The following is a 14,187-nucleotide window of genomic DNA, read 5'->3' as shown; positions in this document are numbered from 1 at the left end:
AAGCCATAGTTTCGCAGGGACGGGAGGCATTTCGCCGGTCAATGGCACTTTCCTGCCGCGGTCAGCTCCACCAGAACAGGCTCAGGGCGGCCGTCACGCTCACCGCGACGCCGAGACCCGCGAAGCCCGCGACGCGGCCAGCGCGCCCATCGACGACCCGCTGCGCCAGCAACGCGAGCGCCGCGGCCACCGGGTGGCCGATCAGCATCAGGAGACCCGGCCCCGGCGAGCCGGTGAACAGACAGACCGCGGCGATCGCGACCACGCACACCGCCAGCACGGCCATCCCGGCCGCGAGCGATCCGGTCAGCCCGCGCCAGAACCGGCCGCCGTCGGTCGCCGCGGGCGCGTTCCGCTCCGCGGGCGGCGGTGTGGTCGCGAGCTCTTCGGTGTCCGGTGACGACACGTCCTCGCCTGTCCAATCGTCGAATCTGGAGAATCTAGGGCGCCAGCAACTCCCACGGCTGAGCCGCGGGCCCGGCCTCTTGGCCTGCCGCGCAGCTGGGCCGGAAGTCGCACCATGAGCAACGGCGACCCGGGCGCGCCGGGAACAACACGTCCTCGTCGCCGCCGGCGTCCAGGGTATCCGTTGCCAGGCGCAGGTCACCGGCGGTCTCGTCGGCGCGTTGGAGATGCCGCTTGAGGCTCTCCTCGGTGTGCTCGGCGGCCGCGATGGTCCCGGTGGGCACGTGGTGCAGCTCGACCTGGTAGCACGGCGTCCGCAGCGTCCGGGCCGCGGCGACCGCGTACAGCGCCAAGGCCTGCGAAGAGCGCGCCTCGTACTCGTCCGGCTCACGACGGCCGGTCTTGTAGTCGATGATCACCAGTTCCCGGCCGCGCTGGTCGATGCGGTCGGCGCGGCCCTCGATGATGAGGCTGGGCCCGCTGCCCGGCTCGAGCGTGACAGGCGCGGAAACCCAGCGCTCCAGCCCGACCGGATCGACGCTGACGTCGTTGTGCTCGACGTACTCCGCGACCCACGCCTTAGCCCTGGCTCGATACCGGGCGGCCTGGTCGGTGTCTTCGAACCCGGCGTCCTTCCAGTGTTCGGCGACGAGCGCCATCGCCCGCTGCGGCACGCGCTTGATCACCGGCAGGTCGAACAACGCCCGCAAAGCGTTGTGCACCACCGCACCGAGCGTGCTGTGCGCCCACGCGCCGGTGCGTGTCGGGGACGGGCGGTCCAGATACGACATGCGATAACGGCGCGGGCAATCTTCGAACGTCGCGAGGCGCGCGGGCGAGACCTTCGTCAGCTTGCGCGGCGCCTCGACGCCGAAGTCGAAACCAATCTGCTCCATCGGATCACCCCGCCCGCAACGCTACGCACCCCCACCGACACTTTTCGAGGGGATCCCCAGGAAGGGAGCAAGGGACCTTTGCTATCACCGGCGCCCGGTCACGTACCCGCGATGAAGCCCTTCACCGAGTTCGCCACCAGCTCGACCGCGATCGCGGCCAGCAGCAGACCGGCGATCTTCGCCAGCAGCGTGATCCCGCTTTCCTTGATCAGCCGGATGACCACGCCCGAGTACCGCATGCACAGGTACAGCACGAAGTGCACTGTCACGATCGAAAGCGCGAGAGCCACGTACGCGCCGACGTGCCCGTCGGCCTGCCGTACGAAGACGATGGTCGCGGCGACCGCGCCCGGGCCGGCGAGCAGCGGCGTCCCGAGCGGCACGAGCGCGACGTTGACGTCGTCGCCCGCCGCCTCGGCCTCGCCGCCGGTCTTGCCGGTGAGCAGTTGCAGCGCGATGAGCAGCAGCAACAGCCCGCCCGCACCCTGCAGTGCCGGGATCCCGATACCGAGATAGGACAGGATCGCTTGTCCCGCAACGGCGAACAACGAGATCACCAGCAACGAGACCAGCACCGCCTGCCGCGCGGCCTTGGCGCGGAACGCCACCGATTTCCGGCCGGTCAGGCTCAGGAACACCGGCACCGTGCCGGGCGGGTCCATGATCACGATCAGCGTGATCGTCGCGCTCATGAACAGGCGCGCGTCGAAGAAGTCCGTGATCGTCACCGGGTCACGACCTCGTAGCCGGTCGCCCGCGCGACGAGTTCTTCGAAGGCGAGCGGATCGGTGGTCTCGTCGCCGAGATCGATGGTCTTGTTCGTGCCGTGATAATCGCTCGACCCGGTGCGCACGAGCCCCAGTTCCCCCGCCAGCCCGTGCAGCCGGACGCGTGTCTCCTCGTCGTGGTTCGGGTGGTCGACCTCGACGCCGGTGAGGCCGTGCTTCGCCAGCCCGGCGAGCACATCGACGGTGATGGTCGCGCCGCGCGTGTACGCGAAGGGATGCGCGATGACGGTGACCCCGCCCGCCGCCGCGATCATGTCGATCGCGTCCTCCACGAGCGTGTCCTGCCGCGCCACGAAGTACCCGCTGCCGTTTCCGAGGTAGCTCCCGAATGCCTCGTTCACCGACGAGACGACACCGGCCCGCACCAGTGCCTGCGCGAGGTGGGGCCGTCCGGCCGAACCGTCCTCGGGCAGCAGCGACATGACCTCGTCGGGATCGACCGGCAGGCCGTCTGCGGCCATCCGCTCGGCCATCACGCGCAGCCGCCATCGCCGCTCCGACCGCAGCCGGGTCTGCTCGGCGACGACCGCGGGCGACGCCGGGTCGAAGAGGTACGCGAGCAGATGGACGCTGATATGCCGCCCGGTCACCGGATCGACGGAGATCGTGGACAGCTCGGCGCCGGGCACCAGGGTGAGCCCCGGCGGGAGTGCCTCGGCGGCCGGGGCCCAGCCGGCCGTGGTGTCGTGATCGGTGATCGCGACGACGTCGAGGCCCGCCTTCGCGGCGGCGGCGACCAGCCCGGCAGGGCTGTCGGTACCGTCGGAGGCGGTGGAGTGGGCGTGCAGGTCGATGCGCATCGACTGTATTGTCTATCGCGCTGTTCAGAGCCGCGCTGCCAGGGCGCGGCCGGGTGGCCTGCGTTGCAGCTGACGATGACAGCGCCCTGCCATCACGCCTCTGAGGCCTGGCGGCCGGAAGGCGCGCGACCCCAAGGATCAAAGACCTCCTGGGTCACCGCCGAGTCGGGACCTGCGCTAACCGACCTTCTTCTTGCCGCGTGCCGCACGCTGTGCCTTGATCATCGAGAAGCGCTCGGCCTGCTTCTGCTTGTCGCCGAACACGAGCTCGGAAATCGTGTCGTAGAACTCTTCCGGCTTCGGCAGGTAATCGATGCGGTTCAGCGCCTGGATCTGACCGGCGGACTCGACCACCATGGTCCCGTACCCCATCATCCGGCCCCACGCCGAACGTTCGTAGGTGAGGTCGGTGACCTTGGTGATCGGCATCATCAGCACTTTCGTGGTGAAGACACCGGTGGTCATCACGAACCGCTTGTCCGTGACCACCAGGCGCTCGACCCACCACTCCATCACCACGTACGCGAAGCGCAGGATGATGAGCAACGCGGCATACCAGAGGATGTTCTGGATGACCCACGCGGCGGGCGGCAACAGGTAGGAGACCAGGACACAGACGGCCAGCAACGCGGCCGTCTCAAAGGTTTCCCACAACAGCACAGCCCAGTGCCGGCGGATCCTGATGACCCGCCGCTCGGTGTCGAGGAGATACTCGTCTGGATCGCGTGGGGCGAACATACCGATAGAGTATCCGCTCCCCCGCTAGCTGAAGACGTTGCTGACGAAGGTGATCACCGATTCGGCCGAGTCACGCAGGAAGCCGATGATGTTTCCCACGAGGCCCGCGGCCTGACCTGGCTGCGCGATCACGAAGAACAGCACCAACGCGATTCCTGCGAAAGTGAGGAGCTTTTTCGCGTTCACAGCGATCAATCCTGTCTCTTACGGTGACTGACTGCGGATACTGACTATTCATTTTGTACCGCACCTTCCACCCGCGCGGGAGGGAAGTCCCGCGCTTGGGTCAGCCGGCGAGGGGAAGTGTACCGTACGGCTACTCTCCGTGTACAGGACAGCCATTGTCAGGAAGCCCGCGTCTACCATTCGGGAATGAACACCGTTTCGGACAGCACCGTCCGCTGTGTCGGCGGCATCGTCCATGACGAACTCGGGCGGATTTTGCTGATCCGGCGCGCGAATGAACCCGGACGTGGACTGTGGTCGGTCCCCGGCGGACGGGTGGAACCAGGCGAAACGGACGAAGCGGCCGTGATCCGGGAGATGCGCGAAGAGACCGGGCTCGACGTGATACCGGGCACATACGTCGGCAATGCCCGCCGCGGCCCGTACGACATCCATGATTACGCCTGCGCGGTCGCCGGCGGCACTCTCCGTGCTGGGGACGACGCCGACGACGCCCGGTGGATCGACGCCGGAACCTTGATCGAACTCGACAAAGAGGGCCGGTTGGCCGAACTCCTGTTCGTCACTCTGCGCGACTGGGGAGTGCTGCCGACCGGGGACGTCACGCCGTCTTGACGACCTGCCGTGTCCGATTCGTCGAATGACGCGGTGATAAAGCGGCGCGGGAGGTGAAAGTTATCCTTCCCGATGCTTTGCCGACATCTTCGAAGAGCCGAATGGGTAAACCCGGAAGTCGGGTCGGCCGCCGCCGCCTCTCGCAGGCGGCGTCGCCGGTGAGGCTGCCCGCGCGGTGGTCGTGAGTGGCGTTTCGGGTTCTAACCCGAAACGCCACTCACGACCAGCTCGACCCATGCGCTCCTGTCACGGCTGCGTACCTCGCCCACGGAACGCTCTGGCCCTAAGCGAAGTCCCGCACCCCTAAACCGGGAGCCACGTCATCCGCTGCCCGTGCGGGGCCGTCCTGGCCAGCGCCCGCACGTCCGGGACACCGGCGTCCCAGCGGACGAGGCCGAGCACGGCCTGATCCGCGGGTTCGGCCAGATCGGCCCGGCCGGGCGCCAAGTGCTCCAGCCCGGCGCCGTAGAACTCCTCGCTGACCCACCACAGCGGCCGGTCCGCGGCGAGTTTCCGCAACGCCTCGAGGAAGTCCGCCCGCCGGTCCCCCAGGTACGCGAGCACGTGGCTGGTCAGCACGACGAGTGGCGCGTCGGCGGGCGCGGTGGCGGCCGCCGAGGCGAGATCGTCGACGGCGTCGCCGGCGATCAGGTCCGGCCGCTGTTTGCCCTGCGCCGCCGCGGCCGTACGCAGGAGCCGGATCCGGTCCGGCTGGTCGGCCCAGACGCAGGCTTCGAGCCAGGCCAGTTCGTCTTCGTCGGCGAGGTCCACCGGGGCGCGGTCGAGGCCGGCGCGGGCGGTGATCGTCAGCTTCTTCGGCACCTTCGGCGTGACGGCACCGGGCGCGAGGTCCAGTGCGCAGTGCAGGCCGACCGCGGTCTTCGCGGGACCGGCGGTGAGTTGCTCGCCGCCGTCGCACTGGTAGCGGTAGGCGTACTTGTCCAGGCCAAGGAGCAGCCCCGCGCTGCATCCGACCTCGAGCAGCGCGATCTTGCCGCCCGCTTCCTTCGCCGCCGTCGTCATCGCGGGGTAGAGCAGCGCGGCACGGCGGACCTCGTTGGTCTGCGTGTACCGCGAGGAGATGATCGCCCGCGCCTTGTCCGCCCGCTCCAGCAGGAACGAGCGGAACAGCGGCCACGTCTCCGAGTCCACGCCGTCGAAACCGCCGACGGACGGGTAGTACCGCGAGAGCGGGTGGATCGGGTCGGCCTGGATGAGCCGGTGCGCGGTCGCCAAAAGCAGCGTTCCGCGCGCTTCACCGCCGCGGGCGTCGGTCAGCAGACCGGCCACGTCGTCGTCCTCGGACGCCTTCGTCGCCAGGTGCTCGTACAGCGGCGAAACACCGGCCGCCTCGACCGTCGCGAACTTCCGCAGGCGGCTCTTGATCTCATCCAGCCCGATGGGCATCGACGCGCTCCCTCTTCCCGTTCGTGACACCCATTATTCGTGCGGGACGGGGCGACCGGGCTGTTCACCGCCCCTGCTGTCACCGTAGGACCGCTTCGGCACCATCACCTTGCGACGGAAGACACACACGATCGTGCCGTCCTGCTTGTAGCCGCGAGTCTCGACGTAAACGACACCGCGGTCGTCCTTCGACTTCGACGGCGTCTTGTCCAGCACCTCGGTCTCGCCGTAGATGGTGTCCCCGTGGAAGGTCGGCTTCACGTGCTTCAGCGATTCGACCTCGAGGTTCGCGATCGCCTTGCCGGACACGTCCGGCACCGACATCCCCAGCAGCAGCGAGTAGACGTAGTTGCCGACCACGACGTTCTTGCCGAAGTCGGTGGTCTCCTCGGCGTAGTGCGCGTCGAGGTGCAGCGGGTGGTGGTTCATGGTGATGAGGCAGAACAGGTGGTCGTCGTACTCGGTGACCGTTTTGCCCGGCCAGTGCTTGTAGACCGCGCCGACCTCGAACTCTTCGTAATAGCGACCGAACTGCACCCATTCCTCCTGCACGAGTAACGCGGCGTGAGCCTGGAACGACAGGCTTTCGTGTTGAGGAGTACCCTCGACCATTGGTGTCGGGTCGTCAACGCGACCCACACCACTGCGTAACCGTCCGCCGAGCCGAAGGAGGTGAGGAACCCGATGTCCAGTGGCGATAGTCCGCTTCCTAGTAGTCGCAGCGTTCCCCCCTTCACGTCTCGCCGGATCCCCACCTGGCAGGGCTGACGAAACCGGGAACGCTGGCCTAGCCGAGCGGCCCCCCGACCGCTTGGCCCGTCGTCTTCGCGCATCAACGCACGACGTCTGCCCAGGAGATCCCATGCCTGCCATTCCCTCGCTCGGCGGCCTTCGCGGCCGGAGCAACGGCCGCGCCAAGAGCGTCCCCGAACGCCCGCTGCCCGTCCCTCTTTCGGCGTACGTCGTCGATTGCGCGGTGTATGTGGAGGGCAAGCGCCTGCCCGGCCGTTGGACGCACGCCGAGGCGATCAAAGAGGTGCGCAAGCGGCACACGGGATTCGTCTGGATCGGCCTGCACGAGCCGGACGCGGTCCAGATCCAGGGCATCGCGGACACCTTCGGCCTGCACGAACTGGCCGTCGAGGACGCGCTGGAAGCACACCAGCGGCCCAAGCTGGAGCGTTACGACGACACGCTGTTCATGGTGCTGAAGACGGTCCGTTACGTCGAGCACGAGTCGCCCGCGACGGCCAACGAGATCGTCGAGACCGGCGAGCTGATGGCGTTCCTCGGCCGCGACTTCGTGATCACCGTGCGGCACGGGAACCACTCGGGGCTCGCCAGGCTGCGCCGCGAACTCGACCAGGACCCCGAGCGGCTCGACCTCGGGCCGTCCGCGGTGCTGCACGCGATCGCGGACCACGTCGTCGACCACTACCTCGACGTCACCACGGCGATCGAGTCGGACATCGACGAGATGGAGACGCACGTCTTCGCGCCGAGGTCCAAGGTGAGCGCCGAGCAGATCTACTTCATGAAGCGTGAAGTGCTGGAGCTGCGCCGCGCCGTCATGCCGCTGGGGACGCCGCTGCAGCGCCTCGCCGAGGGCTACACGCGACTGATCCCGGACGAGGTCCGCTCGTACTTCCGCGACGTCTCCGACCACTTGACGACCGTGGCGGAGCGGGTCGCGAACTTCGACGAACTGCTGACCACCCTGGTGGACGCCACACTGGCGAAGATCACTCTCCAGCAGAACACCGACATGCGCAAGATCACCGCGTGGGCGGCGATCATCGCGGTCCCCACGGCGCTGGCCGGCATCTACGGGATGAACTTCGACTACATGCCGGAACTGCACTGGCGCTTCGGCTACCCGGTGGCGATGACGGTCATCTTCGGCGTCTGCATCCTGCTCTACCGAATATTCAGGAAGAACCGCTGGCTCTGACCCTTCTTCCGCATTCGGCAGTTCTGGAGTTCCCTCATGCCAAGGATCCTGACCAACCTCAAGTTCTGGGCGCTGGCCTTCTGCGTCGTCTGGCTGGGCATCGTGATCGCGATCATCGCCAAGGACCCCGCGTTCGCGCACGGCCCGAAGTAGCGCCTCCGGCATTACGCTGGAGCGTATGAAAGCGCTGGTCGTCGCGGACGAGGTCGAAGAGCGGTTGTGGACGTCCGCCGTCCATCGGCTGCCTGCCGACCTCGGCCTTGTCGTCGGTGCCGGCGACCTGCCGTACGACTACCTCGAGTTCCTGGCCGGCGCGCTCGACGTGCCGTGCGTATTCGTCCCCGGCAATCACGATCCCGACCTGTCCGGTTACACGCGCTACGGCGGACTGTCCATGAAGGACGGTTTCCCCACGGTGTGGCCCGGTCCGGCGGGCGGGGTGAACGCGGACGGCCGGGTCGTCGACGTCGGCGGGCTCCGCTTCGCCGGGCTCGGCGGTTCGGTCCGCTACAACGACGGCCCGAACCAGTGGACGCAACGCCAGCAGGCCCGGCGCGCGCGGCGGCTGGTGCGCCGGGCCCGGTTCCGGCGCCGGCGGGACGGGCGGGACGTCGACATCCTGCTCACCCACGCGCCGCCGCGGCACTGCGGCGACCGCGAGGATCCGCCGCACCGCGGCTTCGACTGTCTCCATCGCACGATCGAGTTGCTGCGGCCGAAGTGGTTGCTGCACGGGCATATCCACCCGCACGGCGAACCCGTGCCGGACCGGGTGGTCGGCGGGACCACGGTACGCAACGTCGTCGGGCACCGGATCATGGAGTTCTCATGAAGGACACGGGTTTTCCCCGCGCGGACGCGGAACACGACTTCCTTCGCGCGCGACGGCGTCAGGTCCTCTCCCGGCTGGCGACCTGGCTGCGCCGCGAGCCCGACGACGTCAACATCATGCTGCCGTTCCACGAGGTGGTGGACGCTCTCGGCTACCTCGGCGAGCGGAAGATCGGGGCGCGGGTGATCCGGCTGGATTCGATCGTCGGCAGCGTCGACCGCGGCCGCGACTTCGACCGCCGTTTCCGCCCGACGTCCGGGCGCGTCCGCGAACGCTGGGAACGGCTGGCGCTCGCCACCAGGCGTGGCGAGTCGATTCCGCCGATCGAGGTGTACCGCGTCGGCGAACTGCACTTCATCATCGACGGGCACCACCGCGTTTCGGTGGCGCACGCGATGCGACTGTCCACAATAGAGGCGATGGTCACCGAGGTGCGCACCAAACTGGACCCGAGCGGGATCCGGTACCGCGGCGACCTGATCGTGAAGGACTACCGGCGGCTGTTCCTGGAACGCGTCCCGCTGTCCGGGCACGCGCGGGCTTCGGTCGTGTTCACCGATCCGTGGGACTACGCGCGGCTCGGCGAGCACGTGGAGGCGTGGGGCTTCCGGCTGATGCAGGACGAAGGCGCGTACTCGGACCGCGCGACGCTCGCGCAGCGCTGGTTCGACGAGGAGTTCGTGCCGGTGGTGGCGATGCTGCGGCAGGCGGACCTGATCGGCTCGCGCACGGACGCCGAGGCGTACCTGTGGGTGGCGTGCGAGCGGTACCGGCTGATCCGGACGCACCGGTGGGACGACGAGGTCTTCGAAGCGGTGCGGTCACAGTCCCGCTGACGTCGCCTCACCGTCGGCGCGTGAAGGCCCCCTTCCCTACCTTCAGCGTAAGGAAGGAGGCCTTCGCTACCTCACCGACCAGGCGCGGGAGCGTTCCCCCACAACCACGCCACGTGCAGGACGCCTTCCTCGCATGCCATGCGGCGAAAGTCTCCTTCAGCATCGAAATCTGAGATGAAAGGCCCCTACATTGCAAATTTTGCAATGAAGGGGCCTTTCATTGCACTCCCCCTACATGTGCACGGCGACCGGAGCACCCTCCGAAGCACCTTCAGGAGCGCGAGCCGGGGCACCGGACCGCAACAGCAGCCCGCAGATCACCGCACCGATGACGAAGATCCACCCGCCCCACACGAAAGCGGTCGTGTAACTGTGCACAGCCGCTTCAGCCGCGAGCTGCGGCGAAGCGACCTTCCCGACCAGGAACGACGTCGAGGCGTTCCCGGCCAGCGTGCTCAGCAGCGCGGTCCCGATCGAGCCGCCGACCTGCTGCGCGGTGTTGACCGCCGCCGACGCGACACCGGCGTCGCGGGTGTCGACGCCGAAGGTCGCGACGCTCATCGCGGGCGCCATGGCGAGGCCGATGCCGACGCCCATGATCATCAGCGGGAACAGCACGCCGCTGGCGTACGTGCTGGTGGTGTCGATGGCCGAGAGCCAGAAAAGTCCCGCGCCGGCGATCAGCATTCCCAGTGACACCAACGGTTTCGCGCCGAACTTCGGCAGCAGGATCGCGGTCGCCGACGTCGCGCTGATCATCAGGGTGGCGACCATCGGCAGGAACGCGACCCCGCTCTGCACCGGCGTGAACCCGAGGTTCAGCTGGATGTAGAAGGTGAGGAACAGGAAGATCGAGAACATCCCGATGGCGAGCAGGAACATCGCGAGATACGAGCCACCGCGGTCGCGGTCGAGCAGCACGCGCAGCGGCAGGAGCGGGTGTTCGGCACGTTGCTGGATCGCCACGAACGCGGCGAGCAGCACGACACCGCCGGCGAGGAAACCCCAGACCGTGATCGAGGACCACGAGTCACGCTCGGCGTTCGCGAAGCCGTAGACGAGCGCGAAAAGGCCGGCCGACGCGGTGATCGTGCCCGGGATGTCGAGCTTCGGGCGCGGGCCGTCGGTCTCGGAGTTCTTCAGCAGCACGGCCGAACCGGCGAACGCGATCACCGCGAAGACGATGTTGACGTACATCGACCAGCGCCAGTCGAGGTACTCGGTCAGCACGCCGCCGAGCAGCAGGCCGATCGCCGCGCCCCCGCCACCGATCGCGCCGAAGACACCGAAGGCCTTACCGCGTTCCTTCGGGTCGGTGAAGGTCGTGGTCAGCAGCGAGAGGGCCGCCGGGGCGAGAAGCGCGCCGAAGACACCCTGTGCGGCACGGGCGACGAGCAGCATTTCGATGCTGGTGGCGGCACCACCGATCGCCGACACGATGGCGAAACCGGCGAGCCCGACGAGGAACGCGCGTTTGCGGCCGAAGAGGTCCGCGAGCCGCCCGCCCAGCAGGAGCAGGCTGCCGAACGCGAGCGCGTAGGCGGTGACGACCCACTGGCGGGCGTCGTTCGAGAACCCGAGGTCCTGCTGCGCCGACGGGAGCGCGATGTTCACGACGGTGGCGTCGAGCACCACCATCAGCTGGGCGAGACCGATCATCACCAGGATCAGCCATCTCCTGGCGTGGTGCGGGTTGGCGTGCTGCGCGGCCGCGTCCCCCGGCGGCGTGGCGACAGCGGTGGATGAGTCAGACATACGGGCGGTTTCCTCACCGATAGTGACGAAGAAGCTATGTGGAGTAGGTATCTCCCCTTTCCGCGCCCAAGGTACACAAGAAGTGGAGAAGTGTCCTCTACTTCGTTTGTTAAGCTGGACGGATGGCTAGGGACCTCGCTCCCGCCGCACCGGCGCGGCCGCTGCGGCGCGACGCTGAACTCAATCGGCAGCGCATCATCGCGGCGGCACGCGATGTCTTCGGCGAACGCGGGCTCGAAGCGACGCTCGACGACGTCGCGCAGGTCGCCGGCGTCGGCGTCGGCACCGTCTATCGCCGTTTCCCGAGTAAGGAACACCTGGTCGAGGCCATGTTCGTCGACCAGTTCGAGACGATCCGCGAGTTCGCCGAAGAAGCGCTTCGTGCCGAAGATCCCTGGGAGGGCTTCGCGGGCTTTACGTGGCGCGCGGCCGAACTGCACGCCGGTGACCGCGGGTTACGTGAAGTCATGCTGTCGAACGTCTTCGGCCAGGAGCGCGTCGCCGAGGCGAAGTCCCGCATGGTGCCGTTGATCACACAGCTCGTCGAACGGGCTCAGGCGGCGGGTGCCCTCCGCGCCGATTTCGTGCCGACGGACATACCGCTCCTGCACCAGATGATCGGCTCGGTCATCGAGTTCACGCACGGTATCCAGCCGGACCTGTGGCGCCGGTGCCTCGCCATGCTGCTGGACGGTCTGCGCGCCGAACCCGGCCGCGCCACGCCGCTGCCGCATCCGCCACTGGACTTCGAGACGCTGGACGAGGCGATGTGCTCCTTCCGGCTGCCCAAGCTGCGCTAGCCCCCACGCAATTCGTCACCTACTTGCGACCGGCGAGCGTCCGCAGACGCCGCAAGTAGGTGACGAATCGCGTCAGGGGAGCTTCGGGAACACGGCGACGGCGACCTCACGGGCCGCCGCGCAGGTGGCGTCCTCCGGCGCCCCGTCGACGCCGACCACCGAGAGAGTCGCCTGTTCGACCCGCTCCGGGGTGCCCGGAATCGGCCGGTGCGTGGTCACCTGGCAGAACGCGCCCGACGTGGTGACCTGGACCTGCCGCCCGCCCAGCGCCTCCGTGGCGCCCGGCGTGGTGTCCGCCCCGACCGACAACGAGAAGCTGACCTTGCCGCGGATGCAGCTGTGCCCGGACAGCGCCGGGGCCGGTTTGGTCTCCGCGCCGGCTGCGGCGTCGAGTTCGTGCTGGTCGAGCGGCGCGCACGGGGCGACCCGGCCCCACGAGCGCTGGTCGAGGTTCAGCCGCCCGACCTGGCGCGCGCCGATCACCCCCGCCGCACTGCCGACCGTCGCGTCGGCGATCCGGCAGCGGGCCGTCTGGTCGGCCGGGGACGTGTTGTCGGACGTGACGGCGATGGACAGGCGGATCCCGTCGGCGAAGGTCAGCAGCCGCGTGCAGGCGGTGTCCTCGTTGAACGTCGACTGCTGGACGCTGACGCCTTCCGGCAGCGGACCACCGTATTCGTACGGCTGATTGTTCGGATCCTGCCCGGAAGTGATCGGGCCGGTGGTCACGGTGTAGCGATTGGCGCCCTCGACGAATTCGAGGCGGCAGAACTCGAAAGAGCTCAAAGGCGGCTTGACCGCGTTTCCGCCGCCGATCACTTTCCGCTGGTCGACGAGGCTGCAGTAATCGAGCGACGAGTATTCCCCGAGCGCCTCGGAAGCGGTCAGGGCCTCCTCGCCCGCCGTGGTCGACGGCGCCACCGCCGGTCCCGGGGTGGAACAGGCCGCGGCGAGGAACAGGCCGCAGAGTACTGCGCTGAGTCTCTTCGAGGGCACCGGAGCAGTATCGTCAAAAGATCGCGGAACACCAGCCCCTACGGGCGAAGAACACAGGGTCCGCCACGTTTTCCCAGGTGAATACCTCACCGCGATTTCACGCCCTTAAGGGTGCGTTTCGTTCCGCGGTGGGATGCGGTGCGGCCGTCACGAGACGAGAATGGGTTTCACACAACGTGACGACCGAGAGGGAAGAACCGTGACGAACCCCGTAGCCGCCCGCCTGACCCGACCGCGCCAGGGCCGCATGATCGGCGGCGTCTGCGCCGGTCTCGCCAAACGCTTCGGCACCACGCCGGGCAAGGTCCGCCTGCTCGCCGTGCTGTCCTGCCTGCTGCCCGGCCCGCAGTTCATCGTCTACCTCGTGCTGTGGCTCGCCCTGCCCGAGAGCGAGTACTGAGCCGGCCTCAGGCGTTGGGATCGAAGGGGATGCCCGCCGGTTTGGCCTTGCCGAGGTTGTACTCGAAGGAGCCGTCCTTGATCGCCAGGCTCGCGCTGCCGAAATCGGCGCGGACGAGGGTGTCGCGGATCCCGGGCGGGAATCGGTCCCAGCTGACGAGGTCCGGGTACTGCCAGGCGTTGTAGTGGTTCTCCGGCGGTTCGGTCGCGCTCGCGATGCGGAAGCAGTGGGTACTCGCGCCGTCCTTGTGATAGACGATCTTCGGATGGGTTCCCTCCCACGAGACCTTGGAGCGGTCGTAGGTGGAGTAGTTCCCGTGCGCGGACGTCGAGACGTACCGGGCCTGGCCCTCGTTGACCCAGACGACGACGTGTTCGATGTCGTGCCGGTGCCCGCAACAGTCGAGGATGGGGACGGCCTGGTCCTTCTCGAAGTAGAGGTCGTACAGGTGGGCGCACCAGCCGTTGTTGCACTTCGACCGCGCGTAGGAGTTGGTGTTGTCGAGGTCCGATCGGTCGCGGCACTGACCGTTGAGGGCCCCGGAGTTCTTGAGGCCGGTGGCCACCGCGCCGGTCGGCGAGATCGCGGGCGTCGGGTAGCAGCCGTCGGTGTCGTAGTCGAACGCGGGCTGCCAGGTGCTGTCGGCCTCCGTCGCGTTCGACGGCAGGGCCTGTGGGGGTTCGGCCCAGGCGACCGCCGGGGCGAGTGTGGTGATGAGGACCGCTCCGATGAGGCCCTGCAGGAGACGGCGTGGCAGCTTTTTCGTCAAGGCAGGCGCCCCT

The 14,187-nt window shown here is 68.0% G+C and carries 17 protein-coding genes; 6 read left to right on the top strand and 11 right to left on the bottom strand.

Annotation, left to right across the window (positions count from 1 at the left end; all coding sequences use genetic code 11):
* Positions 1 to 61: 61 nt before the first annotated feature.
* From DL990_RS09215 to DL990_RS09190, 6 genes are all read right to left on the bottom strand, one after another.
* Positions 62 to 406 carry a hypothetical protein gene (locus tag DL990_RS09215; RefSeq protein WP_125798379.1) on the bottom strand — a complete coding sequence of 115 codons (345 nt, stop codon included), beginning with the start codon at positions 404 to 406 and terminating at the stop codon, positions 62 to 64.
* 34 nt (positions 407 to 440) lie between these two features.
* Entirely contained in the window at positions 441 to 1,301 is an 861-nt protein-coding gene (locus DL990_RS09210; RefSeq protein WP_125780963.1) for a PD-(D/E)XK nuclease family protein, read from the bottom strand.
* A gap of 98 nt (positions 1,302 to 1,399) precedes the next feature.
* A complete protein-coding gene (locus DL990_RS09205; protein ID WP_125798378.1) occupies positions 1,400 to 2,029 on the bottom strand; it encodes a MarC family protein in 630 nt (209 codons plus the stop codon).
* Positions 2,026 to 2,889, bottom strand: a complete 864-nt coding sequence (locus DL990_RS09200; RefSeq protein WP_199746269.1) for a PHP domain-containing protein — start codon at positions 2,887 to 2,889, stop codon at positions 2,026 to 2,028. Before DL990_RS09200 ends, DL990_RS09205 begins: the two co-directional genes overlap by 4 nt.
* A 177-nt stretch (positions 2,890 to 3,066) precedes the next feature.
* Positions 3,067 to 3,627 carry a PH domain-containing protein gene (locus DL990_RS09195; RefSeq protein ID WP_034313292.1) on the bottom strand — a complete coding sequence of 187 codons (561 nt, stop codon included), beginning with the start codon at positions 3,625 to 3,627 and terminating at the stop codon, positions 3,067 to 3,069.
* A 24-nt stretch (positions 3,628 to 3,651) separates the two neighbouring features.
* The gene (locus tag DL990_RS09190) at positions 3,652 to 3,813 is read right to left on the bottom strand and encodes a hypothetical protein (protein ID WP_005167589.1); all 162 of its coding nucleotides are present in this window, start codon (positions 3,811 to 3,813) and stop codon (positions 3,652 to 3,654) included.
* Between the two features lie 186 nt (positions 3,814 to 3,999).
* Here DL990_RS09190 and DL990_RS09185 point away from each other — a divergent pair, with 186 nt between their 5' ends.
* Complete coding sequence (locus DL990_RS09185) at positions 4,000 to 4,428, top strand: NUDIX hydrolase (protein WP_125780957.1); 429 nt, start codon at positions 4,000 to 4,002, stop codon at positions 4,426 to 4,428.
* Positions 4,429 to 4,731: 303 nt separating this feature from the next.
* Here DL990_RS09185 and DL990_RS09180 read toward each other — a convergent pair whose 3' ends face one another.
* Both DL990_RS09180 and DL990_RS09175 read right to left on the bottom strand, forming a co-directional pair.
* Positions 4,732 to 5,835, bottom strand: a complete 1,104-nt coding sequence (locus tag DL990_RS09180) for a DUF2332 domain-containing protein (protein ID WP_199746268.1) — start codon at positions 5,833 to 5,835, stop codon at positions 4,732 to 4,734.
* Positions 5,836 to 5,868: 33 nt separating this feature from the next.
* Positions 5,869 to 6,447 (bottom strand): MaoC family dehydratase, encoded by a 579-nt coding sequence (locus DL990_RS09175; protein ID WP_370305480.1) that lies wholly within the window; start codon positions 6,445 to 6,447, stop codon positions 5,869 to 5,871.
* A 250-nt stretch (positions 6,448 to 6,697) separates the two neighbouring features.
* Here DL990_RS09175 and corA point away from each other — a divergent pair, with 250 nt between their 5' ends.
* The 3 genes from corA (at position 6,698) to DL990_RS09160 (ending at position 9,454) form a co-directional block, all read left to right on the top strand.
* Positions 6,698 to 7,786, top strand: a complete 1,089-nt coding sequence (corA, locus tag DL990_RS09170) for a magnesium/cobalt transporter CorA (protein WP_125780955.1) — start codon at positions 6,698 to 6,700, stop codon at positions 7,784 to 7,786.
* A 178-nt stretch (positions 7,787 to 7,964) separates the two neighbouring features.
* Entirely contained in the window at positions 7,965 to 8,618 is a 654-nt protein-coding gene (locus DL990_RS09165; protein ID WP_125780953.1) for a metallophosphoesterase, read from the top strand.
* Positions 8,615 to 9,454 (top strand): ParB N-terminal domain-containing protein, encoded by an 840-nt coding sequence (locus tag DL990_RS09160; protein ID WP_125798377.1) that lies wholly within the window; start codon positions 8,615 to 8,617, stop codon positions 9,452 to 9,454. Before DL990_RS09165 ends, DL990_RS09160 begins: the two co-directional genes overlap by 4 nt.
* A gap of 231 nt (positions 9,455 to 9,685) precedes the next feature.
* Here DL990_RS09160 and DL990_RS09155 read toward each other — a convergent pair whose 3' ends face one another.
* Positions 9,686 to 11,209: an MFS transporter gene (locus DL990_RS09155; RefSeq protein ID WP_125798376.1), complete on the bottom strand. Its 1,524-nt coding sequence runs from the start codon at positions 11,207 to 11,209 to the stop codon at positions 9,686 to 9,688.
* A 122-nt stretch (positions 11,210 to 11,331) separates the two neighbouring features.
* On the opposite strand from DL990_RS09155, the gene DL990_RS09150 reads away from it, so the two are divergent.
* A complete protein-coding gene (locus tag DL990_RS09150; protein ID WP_125798375.1) occupies positions 11,332 to 12,009 on the top strand; it encodes a TetR/AcrR family transcriptional regulator in 678 nt (225 codons plus the stop codon).
* A 72-nt stretch (positions 12,010 to 12,081) separates the two neighbouring features.
* Here DL990_RS09150 and DL990_RS09145 read toward each other — a convergent pair whose 3' ends face one another.
* The gene (locus DL990_RS09145; protein WP_125780945.1) at positions 12,082 to 13,005 is read right to left on the bottom strand and encodes a hypothetical protein; all 924 of its coding nucleotides are present in this window, start codon (positions 13,003 to 13,005) and stop codon (positions 12,082 to 12,084) included.
* A gap of 199 nt (positions 13,006 to 13,204) precedes the next feature.
* Here DL990_RS09145 and DL990_RS09140 point away from each other — a divergent pair, with 199 nt between their 5' ends.
* On the top strand, positions 13,205 to 13,405 hold the full coding sequence (locus tag DL990_RS09140) for a PspC domain-containing protein (protein WP_034313416.1): 201 nt from the start codon (positions 13,205 to 13,207) through the stop codon (positions 13,403 to 13,405).
* A 7-nt stretch (positions 13,406 to 13,412) separates the two neighbouring features.
* Here the strand turns inward: DL990_RS09140 and DL990_RS09135 are convergent, their stop codons facing one another.
* Positions 13,413 to 14,174: an NPP1 family protein gene (locus DL990_RS09135; protein ID WP_125780941.1), complete on the bottom strand. Its 762-nt coding sequence runs from the start codon at positions 14,172 to 14,174 to the stop codon at positions 13,413 to 13,415.
* Positions 14,175 to 14,187 lie beyond the last annotated feature (13 nt).

This window comes from Amycolatopsis sp. WAC 01416 (genome assembly GCF_003947485.1).
Classification (GTDB): Bacteria; Actinomycetota; Actinomycetes; order Mycobacteriales; family Pseudonocardiaceae; genus Amycolatopsis.
The sequence above is the reverse complement of the archived record's forward strand: the minus strand, read 5'-3'. Positions and strand labels throughout refer to the sequence as shown.

Bases quoted from the DNA above. Each gene is read 5' to 3' on its own strand.
- DL990_RS09210 (WP_125780963.1), bottom strand. From the start codon at position 1,301: ATGGAGCAGATTGGTTTCGACTTCGGCGTCGAGGCGCCGCGCAAGCTG.
- DL990_RS09200 (WP_199746269.1), bottom strand. From the start codon at position 2,889: ATGCGCATCGACCTGCACGCCCACTCCACCGCCTCCGACGGTACCGAC.
- DL990_RS09195 (WP_034313292.1), bottom strand. From the start codon at position 3,627: ATGTTCGCCCCACGCGATCCAGACGAGTATCTCCTCGACACCGAGCGG.
- DL990_RS09185 (WP_125780957.1), top strand. From the start codon at position 4,000: ATGAACACCGTTTCGGACAGCACCGTCCGCTGTGTCGGCGGCATCGTC.
- DL990_RS09180 (WP_199746268.1), bottom strand. From the start codon at position 5,835: ATGCCCATCGGGCTGGATGAGATCAAGAGCCGCCTGCGGAAGTTCGCG.
- DL990_RS09175 (WP_370305480.1), bottom strand. From the start codon at position 6,447: ATGGTCGAGGGTACTCCTCAACACGAAAGCCTGTCGTTCCAGGCTCAC.
- corA (WP_125780955.1), top strand. From the start codon at position 6,698: ATGCCTGCCATTCCCTCGCTCGGCGGCCTTCGCGGCCGGAGCAACGGC.
- DL990_RS09165 (WP_125780953.1), top strand. From the start codon at position 7,965: ATGAAAGCGCTGGTCGTCGCGGACGAGGTCGAAGAGCGGTTGTGGACG.
- DL990_RS09160 (WP_125798377.1), top strand. From the start codon at position 8,615: ATGAAGGACACGGGTTTTCCCCGCGCGGACGCGGAACACGACTTCCTT.
- DL990_RS09155 (WP_125798376.1), bottom strand. From the start codon at position 11,209: ATGTCTGACTCATCCACCGCTGTCGCCACGCCGCCGGGGGACGCGGCC.
- DL990_RS09150 (WP_125798375.1), top strand. From the start codon at position 11,332: ATGGCTAGGGACCTCGCTCCCGCCGCACCGGCGCGGCCGCTGCGGCGC.